The sequence below is a fragment of the Pseudoalteromonas sp. SG41-5 genome (assembly GCF_014164495.1).
GTDB classification, from domain to species: Bacteria; Pseudomonadota; Gammaproteobacteria; order Enterobacterales; family Alteromonadaceae; genus Pseudoalteromonas; species Pseudoalteromonas rhizosphaerae.
In genome coordinates, this window is the sequence record NZ_JACJFH010000048.1 from 1 (window position 1) to 22,818 (window position 22,818).

The following is a 22,818-nucleotide window of genomic DNA, read 5'->3' on the forward strand; positions in this document are numbered from 1 at the left end:
GAAAACAGTTAAATAAATTGACTGATGATGATCAGTTAAGCTAATTTAAAAACGGCTCTACAAAATGATAAATCAGGTGATCAAAGCTGATGAGAATCGGTGATCAAAGTCATGAGAATACGCAAGAGAACCTGAAGTTTTATACTTTAATACGATAGATAGAGCTTACGCTAACCGAAAAAGCCAAAATAAAATTAGTGACTATATTGCTTGGGATGACGGTTTTCATCGAAGTGCTGATCAAGACTGCAATATCCTTAAGAAGGACATAAAATGAAAGCTATATATATTTTACTCTTACTTATATTTCCAGTTTTGGCGAATGGTAATTATCAAGCACAAGATCGGTATTGCTCTAGAAATATTGATAATGTGCGCATTTTCTATGTAAATGGGATGTGGACTAATATCAAGCAATATAGGGCAAACTTAAATAGATTAGGTAACTTTCAAAATTCTCACCTACCTGAATTTAAAAAAGGAGCATTTCCTACAGGGAGATAATAAAAGTGAAGCTATATTTATGCAAATATATGAAGTCGCACAGCAAAATTATAGTGACTTGCCCGTATTTTCACCTGAGTATCGTATAATAACTGCAATAATTGGAGGCACTGTTAGCTCACTATCAGATATAGATATCGCTCAAATTGAGTCTGTTTTACAGGATGTATTTACTGAAGTAAATTACTCTATTATTGACGAGACAGACTATAAAAATGCATTTCAAAGACTTCAATTTCAGATGCATTCTTGCAACCGTATTATTCTTATTGGTCACTCGCAAGGTAACTTTTACACCAATGCTCTTTTTGAGGAAACCATATCTACTTATCAATATAGCGACGGGTATCTTGCTTCCGATTATCCACTGGTTAGCCTAGCCGCAATAGCAACACCAACAAGTTCAATAGGAGGAAGTTTGGGGGAGGAATATAAAGAGATCATTTCACACCTTACACTTGACGAAGACTGGGTCATACGAGCCGTAAGGATTTTATTTGGTAGTTTACCTTCAAACTATTCTGCTGAGTCTTTATTTGACTCAACTGGTCATGGGTTAATTGCTGCATACCTAAGAAATAATGCAGTTGCAAATGCAATAAGTGCTAAAATTGAAGCTTCTATTTTAAACCAAACTCCTTTCCCCTTATTTGAACAACACCCTGTAAATTCAGATGCTTTTTCACACATCGGCTATTCAACGATTAATAAAATTCTTGATCTCAAATTTGAATCAGGAAGTGTTTATCGTTATTACAATATACCTATTTTAGTATGGGATGAGTTGTATTACTCAACATCAATGGGGAAGGTTTTTAATGATAATATTCGAGGCCAATACCCTTTTGATAAGTTAGATATTGAAAGTATGACTTATCTAAAAATGACGTCACTTGAACCAGTTGCAAAAGTTGAAAAATAACTAAACATTGGACTAGAAATAAAAAAGGGTGAGCCACGATAGCTCACCCTTTTTAATAATTATGGTTTGGGAATAGAGATTGGATTCCCAATCTATAATTTCATTACCAAACTATAATGACTTTGATCAATAAAATTATTAATCTCTGTATGTCTCTACCGCTGGGCATGAACACACTAGATTACGGTCGCCGTATACGTCATCGATACGCGTTACTGTAGGCCAGAATTTGTTTTTGGCCACTGCTGGTACTGGGAACGCAGCGTAGAAGCGGTCGTATGCTCTGTCCCACTCGTTACCAAGTACGTCGCCTTGTGTATGCGGTGCAAACACTAGCGGGTTGTTTTCGATAGACCATTCGCCAGAGATCACTTTGTCGATTTCGCCTTTGATTGATACCATCGCTTCGATGAAACGGTCGATCTCAACTTTAGACTCAGACTCAGTGGGCTCAATCATCAAGGTGCCCGCTACTGGGAACGACATAGTTGGTGAATGGAAACCGTAATCTTGTAAACGCTTAGCAACATCCATTTCAGTGATGCCCGAAAGCTCTTTAAGTGGGCGTAAGTCAACAATACATTCGTGAGCAACACGGTTGTTGCGACCACGGTATAAAATTGGGAAGTGCTGGCTTAACTCATGAGTTAAGTAGTTAGCACTTACGATTGCCATTTCAGTGGCTTGTTTAAGGCCTTCGCTACCCATCATGGTGATGTAAGCCCATGAGATAGGTAAAATAGCTGCTGAGCCGTATGGCGCTGCTGATACTGCTCCGTTGCCGATACTCGTACCAGGTACGTTAATTACGCTATGGTTAGGCATAAATGGTGCAAGGTGTGATTTAACACCGATTGGGCCAACACCTGGGCCACCGCCGCCATGTGGGATACAGAACGTTTTATGCAAGTTTAAGTGCGATACGTCTGAACCGATAAAGCCTGGGCTTGTTACACCTACTTGTGCATTCATGTTCGCGCCGTCCATGTAAACTTGGCCGCCATGTTGATGAATGATGTCACAAATTTCACGAATTGTTTCTTCGTATACACCGTGCGTAGACGGGTATGTGATCATGATACATGATAGGTTTTCTGATACTTCTTCTGCTTTCGCTTTAAGATCTGCCATATCAACGTTACCGTTTTTATCGCAATCAACAACCACAATTTTCATGCTTGCCATTTGTGCAGATGCAGGGTTAGTACCGTGCGCTGAACTTGGGATCAAACAAATGTTACGGTGTGCATCGCCACGTGACTCGTGGTATTTGCGAATCGCGATTAAGCCTGCGTATTCACCTTGTGCACCAGAGTTTGGCTGTAATGAAACGGCATCGTAACCGGTGATGTTAACTAACCAATCATGTAGTTCGCCCATCATGATTTGGTAACCTTCTGCTTGGTCTAGCGGGCAGAATGGGTGAAGATTAGCAAACTCAGGCCAAGTAATTGGGATCATCTCAGCGGTCGCGTTTAGTTTCATAGTACATGAACCTAACGAGATCATTGAGTGATTAAGTGCTAAATCTTTGTTTTCAAGACGTTTGATATAACGCAGCATTTCAGTTTCGCTGTGATACGAATTGAAGTTAGGGTGCGTTAAGATTTCATCATCGCGTTCAAGGTTTGCAGGGATTGAATCGCTACCGTTTGCTTCGATGTCTGCTGCGATTGCATCAACACTTAAGCCGTGGTCTTCGCCAAGAATAATATCGAACAACTGTGCTACGTCTGCGCGCGTTGTGGTCTCAGACACTGAGATTGAGTATTCGCCATCATGGTTAGTAGCAAAGTTTACGCCGTTTGCTACAGCACGCGCTGTTACATCGTCTTTGTTATCGCTAACAACTGTTAGGGTATCAAACCAGGTGCTGTGCTTAAGGTTTACACCTTTAGCTTTAAGGCCTGCGGCTAAAATATCAGCAAAACGATGAATACGCTGTGCAATAGTTTTTAAGCCTTGTGGGCCATGGTACACCGCATAAAACGCAGCCATGTTAGCGAGTAATACTTGCGCTGTACAAATGTTTGAGTTGGCTTTGTCGCGGCGAATGTGTTGCTCGCGGGTTTGCATTGCCATACGTAGTGCATCGTTACCTAAACGGTCTTTAGACACACCAATGATACGACCTGGTAATGAACGTTTGTATGCATCACGTGTTGCGAAAAATGCAGCGTGTGGACCGCCGTAACCCATTGGTACACCAAAACGCTGGGCAGAACCAAGTACTACGTCTGCGCCAAGTTTACCTGGTGCTTTTAATAGTAATAAGCTCATGATGTCAGCAGCAACACAGGCAATCGCTTTTTTGCTTTGTACGCCAGCGATTAAATCTGTGATATCGACTACTTCACCTGATGTTGACGGGTATTGGAATAACGCACCAAAAATTTCGTGATTTACAGCATCAGCAGCAGGACCTACCACAACTTCAAAACCAAACTGCTCGGCGCGTGTTGTCACTACGTCGATAGTTTGGGTATGTACGTCATCAGCGATGAAGAAGATGTTGGCTTTTTTAGCTTTAGATACGCGCTTTGCAAGGCCCATGGCCTCGGCAGCCGCAGTTGATTCATCAAGTAATGATGCACTTGCTAAATCAAGACCGGTAAGGTCTAAGGTCATAGTTTGAAAATTAAGTAATGACTCTAAACGCCCTTGAGCAATCTCTGGTTGGTATGGAGTGTACGCTGTGTACCAGCCTGGGTTCTCAAGTACGTTACGTAATATTACGTGTGGTACGTGAGTTGGGTGGTAGCCTTGACCGATGTAAGATTTGAATACTTTATTTTTGCTTGCTACTGATTTTAAGTAGCTTAGTGTTTCAACTTCAGTGCGGCTTTCACCCACTGTTAGGCCTTGCTCTAAGCGGATGCTTGCAGGTACAGTTTGACCGATCAGCTCTTCAACACTCGATACTCCAAGAGCACTTAGCATATCGCTTACTTGTGCTGGGCTTGGCCCAATATGACGGCGAATAAAATCTTGCGTTTGCTCTAATTGTTCAAGAGATTTGGCGTTTGACATTTGTCCAGATTCCTATGATCCAAAAAATAAATGGTTATTACTAATGGGTAACCAGCAATAACTTAAAAGCTTTTGATTTAATGACTTACAATGTATGGAAAGGTAAGCGGTAAAATCATAAAAGCCCCAATTATGTTAGGTATAATGGGGCTTTTAGTACGGCGATAAACTAATTATTAGTCTTCGTCGATCGAATGTGCATAGCCTTCAGCGTCAAGCAGGTTTTCAAGCTCAGACTCATCAGATGCTTTAATGCGGAATAACCAACCATCGCCGTAAGCGTCGTTGTTTACTGTTTCAGGTGCATCTTCAAGATCTTCGTTGATTGCAACGATTTCGCCACCGATTGGTGCATAGATGTCTGATGCCGCTTTTACTGATTCTGCTACTGCACAATCTTCGCCTGCAAGTACTTCGTCACCAACTTCTGGTAATTCAACAAATACCATGTCGCCAAGTAGTTCTTGTGCGTGCTCAGAGATACCTACAGTGAAAGTACCGTCACCTTCGTTGCGAACCCACTCGTGTGAAGAGGCATACTTTAACTCGCTAGGGATATTGCTCATTTTATTCTTCCTTTGGTTTTGATACCAATCAACTTAAAAATTTAACCATTCTAGCGGTCTAAATAAAGCGCTAACAGCGTTATTAATTTATCAGGTAGAACAACTACATATCAAAATTAATGCCTTGTTATCACTCTATTTATCTGTCGCTATAACTGGTTAATAACTCAACATGATTGGTATTATTGGGTGATAACACCAAATTTTTTAATTAATACTTTAAAGTACAGACTTACCGTTACGTACAAAGCTTGGTTTAACTACTTTTACGTTAACTAATTTTTTACGCATTTCTACTTGAGCAGTTTCGCCAGTTGAACGTGGTACACGTGCAAGGGCAACACTAAAACCAAGTGTAGGTGAGAAAGTACCAGAGGTAATGACCCCTTCGCCACCATCAACAATTACTTTAGAACCACTACGCAATACGCCTTTTTCTTCCAGCACTAGGCCAACAAGTTTATCAGTGCTTTTGTCAGCGCGTTGCTGTACTAGTACGTCACGACCGATAAAGTCACGATCTTCAGGTTCCCATGCAATGGTCCACGCCATGTTAGCAGCAAGTGGTGATACGCTCTCGTCCATATCTAGGCCGTAAAGGTTCATACCCGCTTCTAAACGTAGTGTGTCACGTGCACCAAGGCCCGCAGGCGCAACACCAGCATCTAGCAGTTGTTGCCAAAGATCCGCAGCTTGCTCGTTCGGTACAACAATTTCGTAACCGTCTTCGCCAGTATAGCCTGTTGTAGCAATAAATAAATCACCAGTTTGCACACCAAAAAACGGCTTCATATCTGCAACAGCTGCTTGTTGATCAGCCGTTAAGATAGTGGCAGTTTTTACTTTAGCATTAGGGCCTTGTACTGCAATCATGGCAAACTCTGGGCGCTCTGTTACTGCAACGGCAAAATCAGCTGAAACTTTAGCCATGTGCGCTAAATCTTTTTCACGAGTTGCAGAATTAACCACTAAGCGATAATCAGTATTTGAGAAGAAGTAAATGATAAGATCGTCAATTACGCCACCTTGCTCATTCAGCATGCCAGTGTAAAGCGCTTTACCAGGAACGGTTAATTTAGCAACATCGTTAGCGACTAGTTTACGAAGGAATGCTTGTGCTTGTTCGCCTTTGACATCAACAATAGTCATGTGTGAAACGTCAAACATGCCTGCATCGGTGCGCACTGCGTTGTGCTCTTCGATTTGCGAACCATAGTTGATTGGCATTTCCCAGCCATGAAAATCAACCATTTTTGCTTTTGATTCTAGGTGCTTTGCATGTAAAACTGTTTTAGAAGTCATAATATTCCTTCACTTTATAATTAACCCAAGATTGGGCGTGGCCTCAATTTAATGAGGGGGAATAACATGGGCGGCGATTATACATAAGTTGTAATGCACCTAACACCCAAATTGCGATTTGTTCTTACAAATAAATTACAAAAAGCTGGCAACTAAAAATACGCTAGCCAGCTTATCTATTTATGTTCAAGCAACGTCTGGTAGTGACATATCAAAACCGCGTTGCTGTAAATATGTTTGCCATTTAGTCAGCTCTGGCGCTTTGGCCACCAGCTGAAAATACTGTATTGATTGTTTATCAATAGCGGTAATAAATACCTCACCACTTTGCGTACCATAACAGCTGTTGGTGTCTGACAAGCGCAGTCCAGGGGTGAGTTTAAATGCTTCGACTAAGGCGTCAAATGCTTGCTCACCAGATAAAGTTAAGGTCGCTAAATCAGTGCGTGTAACAAACTCAATATCGTAGCGCAGTTGCTGTTCACTGATCAGTGCTTGTAATTGAGCCGCTGCATCTGTGTGCAACACGAATCTAAACGCTGTTGCACTAAAGTAATATAACGCAAAGCTATAATTGCTATTTAGGTCGCCATCTAAGGTGCCTTTCACACCTAAACCACTGGCGGTTAGTTTGTTTAAATCTAACCCTAATATAGTGGTTAAAAACGGGATTGCTTCAGTGCCGCTAAAATCGATCACCACGGTGTTTGTATTGAGCTGCAGCATATTGCTATCAGCTGCTTCAATCTGGCTATGACGAGCAAACATTATCGGGCTAAAAGTCATTATCGACACCTATCAATCTTTAATGGCAAAAGTATATTGTGCAAGTCTAGCAACAACAAATTGTAATTATTAATCAATTGATAAATAATACTTATCAATCTACCCCCATAAATTGTAATTTTTAATATGAAAAATATCTCAACAGACAGCTTACGCACGTTAGTTACTGTGGTTGAAGTAGCAGGTTTTGCTAAAGCAGGTGATTTACTTGGCTTATCGCAACCCGCTGTAAGTTTACAAATAAAGCGGTTAGAAGAAATGCTCGGGCATAAGCTATTTAAAAAACAAGGCCAGCGCCAAGTACTCAATCAATACGGTGAACTGCTGCTGCCGATGGCAAAGCAAATGCTGCTGCAAAACGACACCATTTTGCAATTATTTACTAAAGAGAATGTGACCGGTAAGGTGAGGTTGGGAATACCCAGCGAATTTGCCGCTCGGATCTTACCCGCTATTATCGGTGACTTTGTGGCACTTTACCCTGAAGTATCGTTAGAGGTTAAATCGCGTTTAAGTAAGCATTTATTGTCGGTTTCACGAGAAGACCAGTTTGATTTAGTACTGGCGTTAAATGAAGATTTAAACTCTGAAAAGTTCCCTGTTTTTATGCAAGACCAACTGGTCTGGGTTGGTGATTTATCAATAGCACAAAATGACGTTGTTACGCTTGTGACTGCACCGGAAGGTTGTATTTATCGACGCCGCGCCATCGAGGCATTGCAACTTGCAGGTATTAAGTACCGCATAAGTTATAGTAACGCTGATTTAACAGGCCTTACTGCGGCTTTAAAAGAAGGATTAGGGATCACCGTTTTGGCTAGAAGCACAGTGCCTAATGAACTTAACTATGAGTTAAACACCGCTATTTTACCGAGCCTAGGTAAAATAGGTATTAGCTTAACAAAGCATGCAGAACAAGCCGAGCATGCGGTAGATAAACTTGCCGAGTTTATTGCATTACGCTTGACTTAATAGCTAACAAAAAGCCGCCTTTAGTTACCTTTTGATAATTTAGATTATCGCAACGAATATAGTAATACAATATTAACAACAATATGTTTTCATATTTATATTCAAAAACTTACTTAACGATCGGAATTGTTATAAATAGGATTGATTCGTATTATTTTACATGTTTAAATTGCGCCAGTTAAAATTAGACACATACAGGATCTATAATGCCTCCTAAGCTTATTGTTTCAACACTTTCGATGGCTATTGCTTTATCATTAAGCGCTAATGCCGTTGCAAATGATGCAACAAATAAAAAAAAGAACTTTGAGCAAATTACCGTTATTGGCTCGCAAGCTGCTATTAACGATATTCCGGGCTCTGCTACATTTATCTCAGACGAACAATTACAAAAATTCGAATTTACCGATATTTCTCGTGTTTTAGCATCTGTACCAGGTGTTTATGTGCAAGAAGAAGATGGTTATGGCCTGCGCCCTAACATTGGTATGCGTGGCACAGGTACTGGCCGTAACGATAAAATATCAGTAATGGAAGATGGTGTTCTCGTAGCACCCGCACCTTACTCAGCGCCATCGGCTTACTACTTCCCTACTATGGGCCGTATGGAGTCGATTGAAGTATTAAAAGGCGCAGCCTCTGTTAAGTATGGTCCGCGTACAACCGGTGGTGTTTTAAACTTACTTTCGCGCAGCTTACCGACCGAAGGTTCAACGGGTTTAGTAAACGCCGAACTCGGTAGCGATGGTTTTTATAAGGGCCATGCTTACTTCGGTAAAGAAAAAAACAACGCAGCTGGCCTTATTGAAGTTTTCAGCTATGGTGCAGATGGCTTTAAAGAATTACCTGTAGGTAGCGACAACACAGGCTTTGAAAAAACAGATTTTTTACTTAAATTTGGTTATAAGTTTGGTGAAAACAACGCGCATAACCTAGAGATGAAAATTAAGTACTCTGATGAACAATCTGATGAAACTTACATGGGTTTAACAGAAGAAGATTATAAAGCGTCACCAAACCGTCGTTATGCCGCATCACAAAAAGACCAAATGAACACGCAACATAATGCATACCAATTAAACTATGCTTATCGTTTTGGTGATGGTTATGAGTTATTAGCGACAGCTTACCTCAATGATTTTCATCGTAATTGGTACAAAGCGAGCAAAGTAAGTGAAAGCTATTTAGCACAGTACAGTGAATTTGAAGCGGCACCAACAGCTGAAGGTATTGAAGGCATTGGTATTAAAGCAAATAACCGCGACTACCAAGCCAAAGGTGTGCAATCAGAGTTGCACATTCCTGCGGGCGATCACTATGTGACTGTTGGCGTGCGCTACCACGAAGACGAAATGGATCGTTTTCAGTGGGAAGACAAATACACACTTAATCAAGATTTAAGTATGACCTTAACGTCTCAGGGCGTTCCGGGTTCTGACAGCAATCGTGTAGATAGTGCAAAAGCAACAACGTTATTCATTCAAGACCAGTGGTCAATCGATGCATTAGTGATTAATGCAGGCCTTCGTTATGAAGACATCACAATTACCCGCGTAGAGTGGTCAAAGTCTGATCCTAAACGTGAAAATGGCTTAACTAAAGACGTTTCAAACGATACACAAATCTTAGTGCCATCACTGGGGGCAACTTACACCGTAAGCGACAGCCTAACGCTACTTGCAGGTATTCAGCAAGGTTACGCTCCTGCTGCACCAGGTAATGCAGACCAAGAAGAAGAGGAAAGCGTAAACATTGAGTTTGGTGGCCGTTTTAACGTTGCTGGTTTTAATGGTGAAATCATTGCATTCTTCTCTGATTACAGCAATATGCATGGAAATTGTACTGCATCTGTAGGCTGTAGTGATGAAAACATTGGCGACCAATACAACTACGGCGAAGTAGAAGTATCGGGCTTTGAGTTCTCTGCAGGTCGTATTTTCGAAACTAATAGCGCAACATTCCCTGTACGCTTAACTTACACTTATACGGATTCACAGTTTAAAAATGATTTTGCATCAGATATCTGGGGCCAAGTAAATAAAGGCGATGCAATGCCTTACGTTCCAGAGAATCAAATCGCTCTTTCATTTGGTGCCGTGCTTTCAAGCTTTGCATTTGATACGCAAGTGCGTTATGTATCTGACGCACATGCTGATTTAAGTGCTGACGGCTTGAATGCAATCGACAGCCGTGTTGTGTGGGATTTAGCCGCTAAATATTTAATTGATGACAAGCAAAAAGTATATCTAACGGTTGATAACTTGTTTGATAACACTTACATCGCTAACCGCGCAAACGGTGGTATTCAACCAGGTAAACCACGCACAATCCAAATGGGTTACAGCTACGCGTTTTAAGTAAACGCTAAAGGTAAAGGCTAAAAATTATAAAAGCAGTGCTTGTTAAGTCAAAGTACTGCTTTTTTGTAGATCGTGATTTATCACGAAAGTAGTGCGTAAATTGAACTGATATAAAATCGCAAACCTCAGCACCTTTGGGCTAAAACCCAGCTAACAGGTAGACACCGAGCTTATCTGGATTATTTTATCAAATTTAAGGCATAAAAAAGCGCGGTATAAAATCACACTACTCATCACTTAGCTAGCCTAACATCTATCTCACTAACTCTGCTACTTCCCTATCGCTTGCTTGGCAAACAGGTGCTTAATTGGGCCTAAGTTATCAACCAAGCTTAAACCCACACCACGTACCAGTTTTTTAAGTGGGTTAGCGCCTGCAAATAATTCTTTTAAGCCTTGCATCATGGCAATATGCTTTTGTGCATCAAGCTTGCGGGTACGCTCGTAATCACGCAATAGTCGATTACTGGCAAACTCTTTATTGTCAGCAGTTAAAAGCTCAATAAGGTAAGCGGCATCTTTAAGGCCTAAGTTCATACCAAGTCCTGCTAACGGATGAATGGTATGTGCGGCATCGCCCATTAATACCACTTTACCTGTCACCCATTGCTGCGCGTAACGCATTTTCAAAGGGAACGCTGTGCGCGCACTTTGTACCTCACATAAACCGCATTGGCCATCAAGGGCTGCCATAACTGCTTTATTAAAATCGCTATCATCCATGGCTAGTAACGTTTGGCAATGCGCAGGACTGGTTGACCATACAATTGAGTGCGTATTGGCATCTGGCAGCGGTAAAAACGCCAGTGGTCCAGTAGGTAAAAATACTTGGCGCGCAGTATTATTATGTGGCTCAGTGGTTCTTACCGTCGCAACGATGGCGTTATGATCATAATCTTTAAACGTAATGGGCAAATTAAACTGTTTCCGAATCGCTGAATTTGCGCCATCGGCTGCCACTAATAACTTGGCTATAACTGGCTCACCAGAGTCTAAGGTTATAAAGACGTCATTGTCACTTTGGTGTATTTGTTGATAGCGTGTATCAAACATAAGCGTTGCTTGGCTGTATTGTTCTAATTCATTGATCAGTGCATAACGAATGATGTCGTTTTCAACAATATGACCTAAATGAGGAAGGTCCAGTTCATCGCTGTTAAAAGCAATTTTGCCAAAGCTATCTTGGTCGCGCACATCCATATGGGTATAGGCGCGTGCTCTTTGAGCAATGATCTCAGGCCACACTTGCAAAGATTCAAACAAGTGTTGGCTGGCAAGGCTCAGTGCACTTACGCGCAAAGCGTATTCATCGCCTGGCAATACTTGTTTTGCTGCCGCATCAATTACTACTACACTGATATTGGCTTTAACAAGCCCCAGCGCGAGGGTTAAGCCAACACAGCCGCCCCCCACAACACATACTTGTGTCTGTTTCATAGTCGTTTACCTTGTTTAACCTGACCCATTAATTGCTTAGCTAAAGGTGTTTTTAAAGAAGAACACAAATCCATGGCGAATAGACCACAGCTGCGACCAAATGCGAGTATTCGTGATGAGTTTGAAAATAACCGCACTAAAGAATCTGTTAACGTCATTACAGTGGTTATATCTTGGTTACGTTGTTTGGCATATTCACGGGTAAATAGGTAACTGCCAATTGCCAATTCGCTCTTTACTAATTCACATAGAAGTTGCACATCGCGCAGGCCTAAATTAAAGCCCTGCCCTGCAATAGGATGAATCGCATGCCCTGCATTGCCAATTAGTACCGTACGGTGAGCACTTAATGACTCAGCACGGCCATACACCAGTGGATAGTTTGCACGCATGCCGACTTTAGTAAATTGCCCGCCACGATAACCAAATGCAGTTTGCAAAGCACTTACAAAAGCGCTGTCGTCAAGCTGCATATGCGCGTCAATATCGGCTTTATCCATACACCATACTAACGAGTAACGGTTATTACTCATCGGGAGTAATGCCATTGGTCCATGCTCAGTAAAGCGCTCAAAAGCATGGTTATGATGACCACCTGCCACTTCAATATTGGCAATGATCGCCCCTTGTGAATAAGGCTCAGGAGTAAAATTGATCTTTGCCAGCTGGCGAGTAGCCGATTGCGCACCGTCGGCAATCACCACTAATTGGCCATTAAGTTGAGCACCAGACTGCAAAGTAATACTTGCAAAATCATGCTGATAGGTAATATCTGCAACACTGTCAGGGCAATACATGACCACTTGGGTAGCTGCAAGTTGTTGATGTAAAGCACGACCAAACGGATTTACCTCAACAACATAACCTAGAGCTGACTGCGAAAATTGCGCACAATCGATCTGCGTTTTACCAAAGTGACCGCGATCCGACACGGTCACTTTTTTAATTGCCGCAGCAAATGAGGCATCAATATCAAAGGCATTAATGGTCTGTAAAAATTGCACCGATTGTTGTGCTAAGGCGATACTTCGGTCGTCAAAACTAGGATGGTGTTCAGTGCTTGGTTGATTTGCTTCAACCACCGCAATCGTTAATTGCGGCGCATGTTTCGCAAGACTCAGCGCACAACTGGCACCCGCTAAGCCACCACCGATAATAACAACATCAAACTGCTCTGCCACGTTATGCTCCTAGCGGTTAATTGCTTGCTTTTGCATTAACGCTTCAATCTCGCTGATACTTTTTGGCACACTCAAAGTAAGATTTTCGTGGCCTTGCTCGGTCACTAACAGGTTATCTTCAATACGAATACCAATGCCCTTATATTGCTCAGGTGCTTGCGCATCTAGGCTAACATACAAGCCAGGTTCAATAGTGAGTACCATACCAGCTTCAAATGGGCGTTCTTTTTCGTCTTTTTTATAGTCGCCTACATCATGCACATCAAGGCCAAGCCAATGACCAAGGCCGTGCATATAAAATGCTTTACATGCTTGGTTATCAAGTAACTCTTGTAACTCACCTTGCAAAATACCTAAATCAACTAAGCCTTGGGTGAGCACTGTCATCGCTAATTTATTAGCCTTTGATAAGCTACCACCGGGCTTTACTTCAGTAAACGCTGCTGCTTGCGCCGCTAGAACAATGTTATAAAGCTCAGCTTGAGGTTGACTAAATTGCCCATTAATAGGGAAAGTACGCGTAATATCTGCCGCGTAACCTTGCAGTTCAGCGCCAGAATCAATCAGCACTAAATCACCGTCGGTCAGCACATCACTGTTAGCAGTGTAATGCAATATATTGGCGTTATCGCCACCGCCGACAATGGTGCCATAGGCGGGATGACGCGCACCATGCATAGCGTAATGATGATGAAGCTCGGCTTCTAGCTGATATTCGGTAGCGCCTGGCTTTGCAAACTGCATAGCACGAATATGTCCTTGGGCACTTATTTCACACGCTTGGCGCATAATATTCACCTCAGCAGGTGATTTAAATAAACGCATTTCGTGCACTAAACCACGAATATCTTTAATCGTATGTGGCGCTTTATAACCTTTTTTAGGCGCGCCACGCAGCGTCTTTAATAACGCCCACACTTTATCGTCAAACTGTGGATAAGTACCTTGTGCATAAAATAAAATCTGCTGGCCGTTCACCAAATTCAATAATTGTTCAGTTAGTTCACTCAGTGCACATGTTTGGTCGAATAAATAATCTTTTTTAGCTTTTTCAAAACCAATACGACGACCATGCCAAATTTCCGCCAGCTTATCTTTGTTCAAACAAAACAGCGTACTCGGTGTATCGCTGCTTGGGCAAAGCACTAACACTGCATCGGGTTCATTAAAGCCAGTTAGGTAGAAGAAGTCGCTATCTTGGCGAAACGCATATTCAGTATCACGGCTGCGGGTTACTTCACTTGCCGCTGGAATGATAGCCACACTGTTTGGTTCCATCATGGCAAGTAAACGATCTCTGCGTGCTTTAAACTCTGCTTTTTCTATTTTAACTGTTGGCATTATAAACCCTGTTTATACTGTTAATTTTAACTTAGTGAAGTGTTTTTTTAGTGCTTTTTGGCGCTTGCTCTTGACCAAGTTCAGCAAAACACAACAGCGCAGAAACTCGCACATATTCAATTACTTCGTGCAATGCTTGGCTGTCTTCTTCGGTTTCATCAAACATGGTATCTAAACGCGTAATTTCACTAAAATCACTGATCACTTCTTTTACATCAGCTGATAACTTGCCATAGTCTTTTTGTTTTAAGCCAAAACCAAGCATAAATCCAGCGACCCATGACACTAAACCATTCGCTTGATCTACTAAGGTTTCGTCATCACTTGGTAAAAATAAATCAAATTGAAACTCTTCGTTGTTAAAACTTTCTACAACTTGCTTATAAATAATGGCAAAAAATTCTTTCAGATCATGGCTAAATGCTTGGCCATCATTAAACACATCGCTTAATAAGCCTAAGTATTCTTTGGCTTCAATACTCAAGCCGCAGGCTAATAATCCACTGATCACGCCGTGTGCTTCTGAAGGAGTGACAAATATTTCGTTTTTTTCCAATAGTAATTGGGCTTGTTGGTAATCTGGTAATTCGTTCATGCTGAGATCTTCGCTTGGCTAATTAAGTCAATGCTACCACTCGATAAATAGCAACTCCAATGAAAAGTATGATTGAGGTCAAAAAGCAATCCGAAAAGTAAATAGCCAGTTACCAGTGCTGGAAAATTACCCGAACAGTATAATTATTTTGAATTTGGGGTGTAAGGATTGGCTTATGTCTTATATACTGAATTTGTTCCCTAGGGTGTTGGAGCTTGGTTAAGTCCCTGAGCCGATAAATTTTATGTTAGGGTTTCTGTTCGTCTGCTATTGTGCAAGCTCGGCATGTACCGAGAAGCCTACGGCAAACCGCAGATTCCCGCCCTGAGACCTTATGGTTTCAGGACTGACACCGAGTGCCGCATACTTGGGGAACACCTTTCTTACCTTCCTTTATACTATCTGCTGTTGTGCTTTAAACCATTGATAATAATATGAGCCAAATGTATTTAATAGCGTCGCAAATGCAATTAAGCTCGTACCCAGAATTTGCATCAAACTCATTACGGTACTAAAAAATAAAAACTGGAATAACACCGCAAAGATTAAGTTAGTATAAATTAAAGGCGCCAGCTGTGAGTTTGAATCAACTAATCTATATGCTTTGGAACGAAAAAACTGAGTTGCAGCAGTTGAAAGTCCTAAAAACAATAATAACAATAAGATCCCCTGCTCGAAATTGACTATCATTATTATACTTTGTTGATACTCAACTTGGCTGGTAAAAATAACCATCACAGGTAAAACAAACAATGCTGCAATTGCAAAACAGCACCCGTTTATTACCAAGATAGGTAAATTTATTTTACTGGCTCTAAATAAAGCAACTTGCGAGCAACCATTAAAAAAACCAGCCGCTAAACCTATTAATAATTCCCAGCGCCACGTTATCCCTTGTACGGTTAAGTTTTGCATCACCACGCCAATGCCCATTAATATTAAGGTAGGTAAAACCATTCGACTGATTTTGGTTTTATAAAAATAGCGCTCAAGTAGCGGAATAAATAACGGCCCAGTACTAAATAATACCACGGCCTCAATTAACGTTAAGCGACTTAAGGCCAACATAAAACAACCTTGGCAACTGGCAATAAAAATGGCACGTAAGATAAATGCACCCCAAGCTGCTTGATTTGGCATCACCCAGCGGCTGCATGCAGCAATAAACAACATAACTAACGCAGGAAGTAATAAACGCAACATCACTAATATTGCATCACTAAAATACTCAGTTAAAAGTTTTGAAAATAAACTATTCAACGCTAAAGTAAATGTGGATAACAGCATAAACATACTGGGTCGTAATAAAGCAGCCATAACAACTCCTTTCTCAACGAGAAATACGTTTCACATTGAGAATAATAAGCTTAACATTAATCTGAGGCGCTAAATTAGCGTAAATAGGTAGAATGAAAAAAGCGAGTAATTATGCACAAACCTGTAAGTAAAACTTAACAAAGAGAAACTATGGCTAACTCTATTCCTTTAAAATCGCTTCATAGTTTTATTGCAGTCGCAGAAACTGGAAGTATGGTCCTCGCTGCTGAGCAATTAAATATTAGTCATTCTGCAATAAGCCAAGCAATTAAGTCTCTTGAATCGCAACTAAACACTCAATTATTTACTCGTATCGGCCGACGAGTTGAGCTAAATAGCACGGGTAAACGCTATTACCTGCGAGTACAGCCAGCTCTAAATGAGATTATAGCTGCAAGTTTTGAGATCTCTGCGAGTCAGCTCTGCGCGCACTTAACTTTAAATATGGTGAACTCGATGGCATTGCATTGGTGGATCCCACGAGTAGCGGAACTACAAGCTTACGCGCCAGAGTTAGATGTGCGTTTATCTAATTTAGTCGGAGAGTTTAACTTAGAGCAACATGGCGTGGATGTCGCTTTGGTGCATGGTAAACAACAAGATTGGGCGCAATATCACTGCGAAAAACTGGCTGATGATGAGCTTATTTTAGTATGTAGTCCTGAATTAATAAAAACCTTGCCCACAGATTGCCAAACTGGCAAAGAGCTACTTACTCGTTTCCCGGCTATTTTTGCCATAAACCCACGCCGCGATAACGATTGGCACGTATGGTGTAACGCCCATCAATTAGCAATACCGAAACAACATAAAAACCTCACTTTTAATATTTCAGTACAAGCAACGCAAGCGGCAATGCGCCAATTAGGTGTTTTGGTCACCCATAAACAATTTGTAAAAGATGATATTCAACAGGGTATGCTGGTGCAAATAGGTGAGCCGGTATTAAACCCACATCAACAGTTTTATTTTGCTACCAGCCATAGCAAGCGTGAACAAGCCACTATATTGATATTAAAAAAATGGTTAAAATCGCAGTTTTCTAATCAATAAAAGTTTATCAGCCTACGGCTTACTAAAAGTTAATTTTTAACTTTTAGTGCACCTAATACAATACAGACAACACCACCGACCATTCCAGCCCATGCCTCGATGGGTGTATCACCACTAAAAGTTCGCGTAATTTGCGCACTTGCAGAGTCATAAACGTCATAACCCCAAAAAGCCAGTGCAGCTCCAATACAGATCAGCACAATACCAATTACTTTATTCATTTTAATTCCTATTAAAGCTAACAGAGGTAATCTCTAAAAATACGCTAAGATATTGATTTAAGCAAAAACTAAAAATAACCTTCACACCGCTATTTAAAAATTACTCATGGTATTTACGGATCACCGCAATCTTACCGTTTTCAATTTCTAGAACATCCATCAACGTTTGGGTGTATTCAATCAGTTGCTTGTTTTGCGGGTGCACACCTTTCGCGTGTTGCGTGTAACGAATCGCAATAGCGGTATTATTAAATATGAAAGTATCAAGTAACTTTGCTTCATATTCAGTGTGGGCACCTAGATAAAAAGTCATACCTTTGCGCATCATGGCCTTACCGTCAGGTGAACGAGAATCATCGCTTTGATAAGGTAGGTGTTGATTAGCAACATCATCAGTGAGTAACGCTAAAAAAGCTTCGAGTTCTTTACTGCTAGCTTTAGGCGCCTGAGTTGCCGTCATGGTGGAAAAATATTGCTGGGCGAGTCCTTCTAGTTCGTTATTTTCGTCTTTTGCATGTAAGTTAAAAGTTGCGATAACAGCTAACAATAAAAAAGTAACGTATTTCATTATGCTCTCTTGCATTGTGTTTAATTATCACTCTATCAAAACAGCAACAAACTAAAATGTATAGTCTTTTTATAATAAATCACGCTTCGCCGGATGGTTTTATAAAATACTCTTATAAAATATCATCTAAAAGGCTGGCTTGTTCTGGACAATCTCAGTAAGCATGTAGCGAATCTTCTACAACTTAAGACCCATACCTTTTTAATTAAATTATTTTAATGTTCACCGGCACTTTCAATGCATAATAAAATTAACACACTCAATAACTTATTTAAATAAAAAGTCATTAGACTAACAACCAGCCTATAATTTACTTTAAAATAAATATAAAACTTAATGACCATTTAATATAAAAAAGTGATTGATTTAGGGAGAGGATAAATAATAGGGGTATTACGACTGCTAAGCAGCCGTAATAGAAATGCGTTGAAATAGATAGTAACGAGTTATAGGTGTGAAGAACTACCAGCTGATTCATTGAATGATAAACCTGATACAATGCCTTTAGCATTAAAACGGATTGTTACATTCTTTGTCTCATTTTGAGAACCACCGACATGGCCTGCGTATGGAATAAAGCCTACACCACCGCCTTGACCTTCGCTGTAGCTGTATGTCCATACAACTTCGTCATTACCTATATCATTAACGCCCATAGGGTCGCCAATCGCTTCTTTGACTTGCTCTTGAGTTGTTTCGCCTTTTTTGAAGCCTTTTACAACTTCCATATCAAAATCACGGCCTTGTGAGGTGCTATTACATGCGGCCAAAACAAACGCCATTGCAATTGTTAATAATATCTTTTTCATGTCATTCCTTAATAATTATCTTTTAAATTCCATTTCAACGCGATTAAGCGCGTTAATTATGAACAAAAAAAATAAAATATCAACCCCAAATGGAAACATATTAAAGATAAAAAATTAATTAGTAAAAATGTATAATAAAATAAAAAACAAATACTATAATTATAAATATTTCAATCCCACTTATGATTAGATATTACTTCCCAACCCACTATAGCAACCATTTTATACCATGATTTCATTTGGATAACTTACTCACTAGTAGAGCACAACAATCCACAACTAAAGTAAATTAATGCAACATCAGCAACAATAAATGTCATTATCATTATTTTATTTTTGTAAACTCCAATTTTTAATAATTATTTTATATTTTTTATTTCGTTAAAAAATACAGCTGTAGTAATAATAAGTTAATTCACTGGATAAAATAACCAATCACTTGCCATTGCTCAGCAGATTTTTTTAATGTCACGGTTTCAATCGACTGTGCTTTATTTTCAAAATCAGTTTGAAACTCTAAAATCACATAATCACCGTCGGGCAGTTGCGGTATTGAGGTTAACACTTGACGACCGATACCTTCGCGAGATGTAACAGCACCTAGCGGCGTACGAACTTGCTCTAACTTAGATACCCAAAGCGCTTGCGGTACATTTTTTTGAAAAAACGCCCCAGCCTGCTGCCAACTGTTTGCGTATTTACCACTATCAACAACTTCTAACCAGCTAGTCGCAGGGGCGATTTCTGTTGATACATCAACAACCCTTAGCGTCTGAGACCACGTTAATGTGCTTATAAATAAACATAAAACAACAATTATATTTTTCATGGTGAGTCCTTTTTTCTATCAAGTTATTTTGCCTCAAGCACAAAATCACTGTTCAACTTTGCCATAAATGATTTTCAAAAAACAATCTGCACTGTCGAAGCATCGCTCACTATGTTCTGCTTAAAGCTGGCTTTTATTACAATATGTTGCCTTTTCAAAGTCACTGACATTCATTGCAATATTGTCGATATGTGGGAACATCTGAGTAAGTTTAGTCACTATCGCTTTTGATAATTCAGCTTTTTGCTCAGTCGTTCGCCCCTCCATTATATATCCAAAAACATGAATAAATTCGTGCTGTTTATTACCCACTAAATAACGATTATACGGGTTTACTCTGACTTTAATTTCATGCTCAGCGAACAAATCCGACGCGTTTGCAGTATGGTAAATTTGCTCATTAATAGTATCTTCATCATGATAGGCCAAGATACTCTGCGAGCAATCTATAATAAAGTGTGGCATTAAATAACTCCTTGTTTATGCAGTCAATAAGTATTTAACTTACCTTTTTTAAACTATAAAACACTGCTTAATGGTCAATTTTACTCTTGCTAACTTTGTCCTCGCTAGCTCCTTCACATCTTACTTTTAACTTTACTCGTAGCCACACTGGTGGCGGGGTTATCAGGCCAAAAGTGTTTTGGATAACGACCTTTCATTTCTTTTTGCACCTCCCGATAGCTGGTTTGCCAAAAGCCAGCAAGATCTTGTGTTAGTTGTAAAGGTCGTCTTGCTGGTGAGAGTAGTTCCATTAATAAGGGTAACTTGCCTTGCGCTAATATTGGCGTACTGATCATGCCGTACACTTCTTGCATACGAACACTGAGTTTTGCGGGGCCGTCGAGTTGATATTCAATACGAATATTTGAGCCACTTGGAACTGACACTCTCAGCGGGAATAAATCATTTAACGCATTTTGTTGTTGCCAATTAAAACAACTTTGCAAGGCATTAAAGTAGTTAAACTTTTTCAACTGTTCGAGGGTTTTTATATCTTCCAGAAAAGCACCTAACCAAAGCTGTGCGTCATCGATTAAGCTTTGTTTAGTGATGACAGGAAATTGCTCCGGCATTAAATTACTGGCTAAACACATACGAATAAGTAACTGCTCACTGTCGCTTTGCTCATTAAATAATTCAAAGCCTTGTTTTTGAAATAAAGTTAACCACGCTTTCGCCCGCTCACTTTTATCAAGCGGATGTTTACTCGGTTGGCTAGTAACTGTAATTGCCCCTAGTTTGACTTCATCTTGATGAATAAAGCGCCCTGTTTTTTCGTCAAATTCACAGCGCGTTTGTGCAGTAAATAAATGTGTCAGCTCATCCTCAATCTCTGCAGGAGTAAACGCAACAGCTGCAAAAATACGACTGCCTTTTTGGCCTCCCATTGAAGCAATTGCAAGGTAGTCCTCGTTATGCCAATGCTCGTTGTTTAGCTCAGCACCTGCGCCATTGGTAAGCAAGTAACCATTGCCACGCTTTTTAGCTAATCGATCTGGAAAAGCAAACGCCACCAGCAAAGCCAAATAAGTGGTTTGTAGTTCGCGTACTTCAGTTAGCTTTAATCGCTTTAACCAAAATCTCAGTTGCTGTTTAAATACCGGATGTGGCCGAGCATGTTGGCTGTGTAATGCTAAACTTAAATCTGCGGCATGGCTAATCCGACTCTCTAATAACGCAATTAAATACGCCGCTAATGTATAAATACCTGGCATCTGAGGTTCGAGTTGCTGCGCTTTAATTAGCATGTGCGCTAGGCGAATATCCGCGCCAAAACTTAGCATACGTGTACCGAGGGGGGTCAATTTATTGTTATTATCGAGCGCCTCTAACATTTGCAGTAATTTTGTTGCTTGCTGTATTTGTTGTGCTGTTGGACTATCTAACAAGCTTAGATCAGTTAACTCCGCGCCCCAGAATTTTGCCTCCAATAATAATTGGCTAATATCAGCACTTAAAATTTCTGGCGCATCATGGCTATTACGCCGCTCAAAGGTTTGTTTTGAACCAAGCCTATAAACTACACCGGGCTCAATACGCCCAGCCCGCCCAGCTCGTTGAATTGCCGATGAGCGAGAAATACTTTGTGTGGTGAGTTCAGTAACGCCAGTTTTTAAATTAAAACTAGCAGCGCGGCGCTTGCCACTATCAACCACAATACGAATACCTTCAATGGTTAAGCTAGTTTCGGCAACATTGGTGGTCAGCACCACTTTACGAGTACCTTTTGCCGCAGGGGCAATTGCAGCTTGTTGAGATGCTTTATCTTGTTCACCAAACAGAGTAACTACATGGCAATTTGCAGGCAAATCTGACAGCGCTTGTTGTACGCGGTTGATCTCATATTGACCGGGCAAAAAAACTAACGCACTGCCTGTTTGTTCAACTAAAGCTTGTTTGATAATACTGGCCATAGCGTCAAGCCAGCGGCTTTCATCTTTAATGGGTATGTAAATTTCATCGATGGGAAAGCTACGCCCGTGGGAACTAATAATTGAACAATCAAAAAACTGCTGATAGCGTTCGCTATCAAGGGTTGCCGACATCAATAAAATCGTTAAATCATCACGCAGTGCAGCTTGAGATTCTAATGCAAACGCTAATGCGGTATCGGCCGCAATAGAGCGCTCATGAAATTCATCAAATATCAGTAGGTCAACGCCACTGAGCTCTGGGTCGTTTTGTAGCATACGCGTGAGCATGCCCTCAGTAACAATTTCAAGGCGGGTATTAACACTGACTTTGGTTTCCTGCCTGATACGTAAACCAACGCTTTGCCCTACGGTTTCGTTTTGGCACTGTGCTAAATAGTTGGCAATATTACGTGCAGCTAAGCGACGCGGCTCAAGCATGACAATGTGCTTAAAGTGCCCGTCGCGCATCAACTGCAATGGTAACCATGTTGACTTACCCGCACCCGGCGGCGCTTGCAGTAAGGTAATCGGATCACTTTGTAATGTAGTAACGAGTTGTTGATATATTTCTTGAACCGGCAGCACAGCTATTTATCCTAAATTGCATT

General features: G+C 40.7%; 20 protein-coding genes and 1 other RNA gene. 6 read left to right on the forward strand and 15 right to left on the reverse strand.

Annotated elements, in window-relative coordinates; genetic code table 11:
- Positions 1-273 precede the first annotated feature (273 nt).
- Both H5232_RS24230 and H5232_RS13445 read left to right on the forward strand, forming a co-directional pair.
- Positions 274-504 (forward strand): hypothetical protein, encoded by a 231-nt coding sequence (locus H5232_RS24230; RefSeq protein WP_259399240.1) that lies wholly within the window; start codon positions 274-276, stop codon positions 502-504.
- 19 nt (positions 505-523) lie between these two features.
- Positions 524-1,426, forward strand: a complete 903-nt coding sequence (locus H5232_RS13445; protein WP_259399239.1) for a KTSC domain-containing protein — start codon at positions 524-526, stop codon at positions 1,424-1,426.
- Positions 1,427-1,564: 138 nt separating this feature from the next.
- Here H5232_RS13445 and gcvP read toward each other — a convergent pair whose 3' ends face one another.
- The 4 genes from gcvP to H5232_RS13465 form a co-directional block, all read right to left on the reverse strand.
- Complete coding sequence (gene gcvP, locus H5232_RS13450; protein WP_182719175.1) at positions 1,565-4,456, reverse strand: aminomethyl-transferring glycine dehydrogenase; 2,892 nt, start codon at positions 4,454-4,456, stop codon at positions 1,565-1,567.
- Positions 4,457-4,632: 176 nt separating this feature from the next.
- A complete protein-coding gene (gene gcvH, locus H5232_RS13455) occupies positions 4,633-5,022 on the reverse strand; it encodes a glycine cleavage system protein GcvH (RefSeq protein WP_149983214.1) in 390 nt (129 codons plus the stop codon).
- A gap of 219 nt (positions 5,023-5,241) precedes the next feature.
- Positions 5,242-6,324 (reverse strand): glycine cleavage system aminomethyltransferase GcvT, encoded by a 1,083-nt coding sequence (gene gcvT / locus H5232_RS13460; protein WP_182831036.1) that lies wholly within the window; start codon positions 6,322-6,324, stop codon positions 5,242-5,244.
- A gap of 186 nt (positions 6,325-6,510) precedes the next feature.
- Complete coding sequence (locus tag H5232_RS13465) at positions 6,511-7,110, reverse strand: hypothetical protein (protein WP_182794902.1); 600 nt, start codon at positions 7,108-7,110, stop codon at positions 6,511-6,513.
- Between the two features lie 126 nt (positions 7,111-7,236).
- Between H5232_RS13465 and H5232_RS13470 the strand changes: the two genes are divergently transcribed.
- Positions 7,237-8,082, forward strand: a complete 846-nt coding sequence (locus H5232_RS13470) for a LysR family transcriptional regulator (protein WP_145241866.1) — start codon at positions 7,237-7,239, stop codon at positions 8,080-8,082.
- 206 nt (positions 8,083-8,288) lie between these two features.
- Positions 8,289-10,439 carry a TonB-dependent receptor domain-containing protein gene (locus H5232_RS13475; protein ID WP_182831037.1) on the forward strand — a complete coding sequence of 717 codons (2,151 nt, stop codon included), beginning with the start codon at positions 8,289-8,291 and terminating at the stop codon, positions 10,437-10,439.
- A 273-nt stretch (positions 10,440-10,712) separates the two neighbouring features.
- Here H5232_RS13475 and H5232_RS13480 read toward each other — a convergent pair whose 3' ends face one another.
- From H5232_RS13480 to H5232_RS13495, 4 genes are read right to left on the reverse strand one after another with little or no spacing between them, the layout of a single operon-like run.
- Positions 10,713-11,879 carry an FAD-dependent monooxygenase gene (locus H5232_RS13480; RefSeq protein WP_182719172.1) on the reverse strand — a complete coding sequence of 389 codons (1,167 nt, stop codon included), beginning with the start codon at positions 11,877-11,879 and terminating at the stop codon, positions 10,713-10,715.
- Positions 11,876-13,060, reverse strand: coding sequence for a 2-octaprenyl-6-methoxyphenyl hydroxylase (gene ubiH / locus H5232_RS13485; protein ID WP_149983223.1), 1,185 nt, complete (start codon positions 13,058-13,060; stop codon positions 11,876-11,878). The genes H5232_RS13480 and ubiH overlap by 4 nt, the downstream gene beginning before the upstream one ends.
- Before the next feature lie 9 nt (positions 13,061-13,069).
- Entirely contained in the window at positions 13,070-14,401 is a 1,332-nt protein-coding gene (pepP, locus tag H5232_RS13490) for a Xaa-Pro aminopeptidase (RefSeq protein WP_182719171.1), read from the reverse strand.
- Positions 14,402-14,432: 31 nt separating this feature from the next.
- Positions 14,433-14,996, reverse strand: a complete 564-nt coding sequence (locus tag H5232_RS13495; protein ID WP_145241895.1) for a UPF0149 family protein — start codon at positions 14,994-14,996, stop codon at positions 14,433-14,435.
- Between the two features lie 194 nt (positions 14,997-15,190).
- On the opposite strand from H5232_RS13495, the gene ssrS reads away from it, so the two are divergent.
- A non-coding RNA gene (gene ssrS, locus H5232_RS13500) (6S RNA) lies at positions 15,191-15,374 on the forward strand.
- Between the two features lie 15 nt (positions 15,375-15,389).
- On the opposite strand, the gene H5232_RS13505 is transcribed toward ssrS, so the two are convergent.
- Complete coding sequence (locus tag H5232_RS13505; RefSeq protein ID WP_149983224.1) at positions 15,390-16,313, reverse strand: DMT family transporter; 924 nt, start codon at positions 16,311-16,313, stop codon at positions 15,390-15,392.
- Positions 16,314-16,463: 150 nt separating this feature from the next.
- Between H5232_RS13505 and H5232_RS13510 the strand changes: the two genes are divergently transcribed.
- Entirely contained in the window at positions 16,464-17,366 is a 903-nt protein-coding gene (locus H5232_RS13510; RefSeq protein ID WP_145241900.1) for a LysR family transcriptional regulator, read from the forward strand.
- 29 nt (positions 17,367-17,395) lie between these two features.
- Here the strand turns inward: H5232_RS13510 and H5232_RS13515 are convergent, their stop codons facing one another.
- The 6 genes from H5232_RS13515 to hrpB all read right to left on the reverse strand — a co-directional run bounded on the left by H5232_RS13515 (position 17,396) and on the right by hrpB (position 22,795).
- Entirely contained in the window at positions 17,396-17,587 is a 192-nt protein-coding gene (locus H5232_RS13515; RefSeq protein ID WP_149983225.1) for a DUF3185 family protein, read from the reverse strand.
- A 100-nt stretch (positions 17,588-17,687) separates the two neighbouring features.
- Positions 17,688-18,155 (reverse strand): nuclear transport factor 2 family protein, encoded by a 468-nt coding sequence (locus H5232_RS13520; protein ID WP_145241905.1) that lies wholly within the window; start codon positions 18,153-18,155, stop codon positions 17,688-17,690.
- Positions 18,156-18,601: 446 nt separating this feature from the next.
- Complete coding sequence (bamE, locus tag H5232_RS13525) at positions 18,602-18,964, reverse strand: outer membrane protein assembly factor BamE (protein WP_145241390.1); 363 nt, start codon at positions 18,962-18,964, stop codon at positions 18,602-18,604.
- 415 nt (positions 18,965-19,379) lie between these two features.
- On the reverse strand, positions 19,380-19,793 hold the full coding sequence (locus tag H5232_RS13530) for a DUF4019 domain-containing protein (RefSeq protein WP_182831038.1): 414 nt from the start codon (positions 19,791-19,793) through the stop codon (positions 19,380-19,382).
- 120 nt (positions 19,794-19,913) lie between these two features.
- Positions 19,914-20,258 (reverse strand): 5-carboxymethyl-2-hydroxymuconate Delta-isomerase, encoded by a 345-nt coding sequence (locus H5232_RS13535; protein WP_182719168.1) that lies wholly within the window; start codon positions 20,256-20,258, stop codon positions 19,914-19,916.
- Between the two features lie 113 nt (positions 20,259-20,371).
- A complete protein-coding gene (gene hrpB / locus H5232_RS13540) occupies positions 20,372-22,795 on the reverse strand; it encodes an ATP-dependent helicase HrpB (protein ID WP_182831039.1) in 2,424 nt (807 codons plus the stop codon).
- Positions 22,796-22,818: the final 23 nt, after the last annotated feature.

Bases quoted from the DNA above. Each gene is read 5' to 3' on its own strand.
- H5232_RS24230 (WP_259399240.1), top strand. From the start codon at position 274: ATGAAAGCTATATATATTTTACTCTTACTTATATTTCCAGTTTTGGCG.
- H5232_RS13445 (WP_259399239.1), top strand. From the start codon at position 524: ATGCAAATATATGAAGTCGCACAGCAAAATTATAGTGACTTGCCCGTA.
- gcvP (WP_182719175.1), bottom strand. From the start codon at position 4,456: ATGTCAAACGCCAAATCTCTTGAACAATTAGAGCAAACGCAAGATTTT.
- gcvH (WP_149983214.1), bottom strand. From the start codon at position 5,022: ATGAGCAATATCCCTAGCGAGTTAAAGTATGCCTCTTCACACGAGTGG.
- gcvT (WP_182831036.1), bottom strand. From the start codon at position 6,324: ATGACTTCTAAAACAGTTTTACATGCAAAGCACCTAGAATCAAAAGCA.
- H5232_RS13465 (WP_182794902.1), bottom strand. From the start codon at position 7,110: ATGACTTTTAGCCCGATAATGTTTGCTCGTCATAGCCAGATTGAAGCA.
- H5232_RS13470 (WP_145241866.1), top strand. From the start codon at position 7,237: ATGAAAAATATCTCAACAGACAGCTTACGCACGTTAGTTACTGTGGTT.
- H5232_RS13475 (WP_182831037.1), top strand. From the start codon at position 8,289: ATGCCTCCTAAGCTTATTGTTTCAACACTTTCGATGGCTATTGCTTTA.
- H5232_RS13480 (WP_182719172.1), bottom strand. From the start codon at position 11,879: ATGAAACAGACACAAGTATGTGTTGTGGGGGGCGGCTGTGTTGGCTTA.
- pepP (WP_182719171.1), bottom strand. From the start codon at position 14,401: ATGCCAACAGTTAAAATAGAAAAAGCAGAGTTTAAAGCACGCAGAGAT.
- H5232_RS13495 (WP_145241895.1), bottom strand. From the start codon at position 14,996: ATGAACGAATTACCAGATTACCAACAAGCCCAATTACTATTGGAAAAA.
- H5232_RS13505 (WP_149983224.1), bottom strand. From the start codon at position 16,313: ATGGCTGCTTTATTACGACCCAGTATGTTTATGCTGTTATCCACATTT.
- H5232_RS13510 (WP_145241900.1), top strand. From the start codon at position 16,464: ATGGCTAACTCTATTCCTTTAAAATCGCTTCATAGTTTTATTGCAGTC.
- H5232_RS13515 (WP_149983225.1), bottom strand. From the start codon at position 17,587: ATGAATAAAGTAATTGGTATTGTGCTGATCTGTATTGGAGCTGCACTG.
- H5232_RS13520 (WP_145241905.1), bottom strand. From the start codon at position 18,155: ATGAAATACGTTACTTTTTTATTGTTAGCTGTTATCGCAACTTTTAAC.
- bamE (WP_145241390.1), bottom strand. From the start codon at position 18,964: ATGAAAAAGATATTATTAACAATTGCAATGGCGTTTGTTTTGGCCGCA.
- H5232_RS13530 (WP_182831038.1), bottom strand. From the start codon at position 19,793: ATGAAAAATATAATTGTTGTTTTATGTTTATTTATAAGCACATTAACG.
- H5232_RS13535 (WP_182719168.1), bottom strand. From the start codon at position 20,258: ATGCCACACTTTATTATAGATTGCTCGCAGAGTATCTTGGCCTATCAT.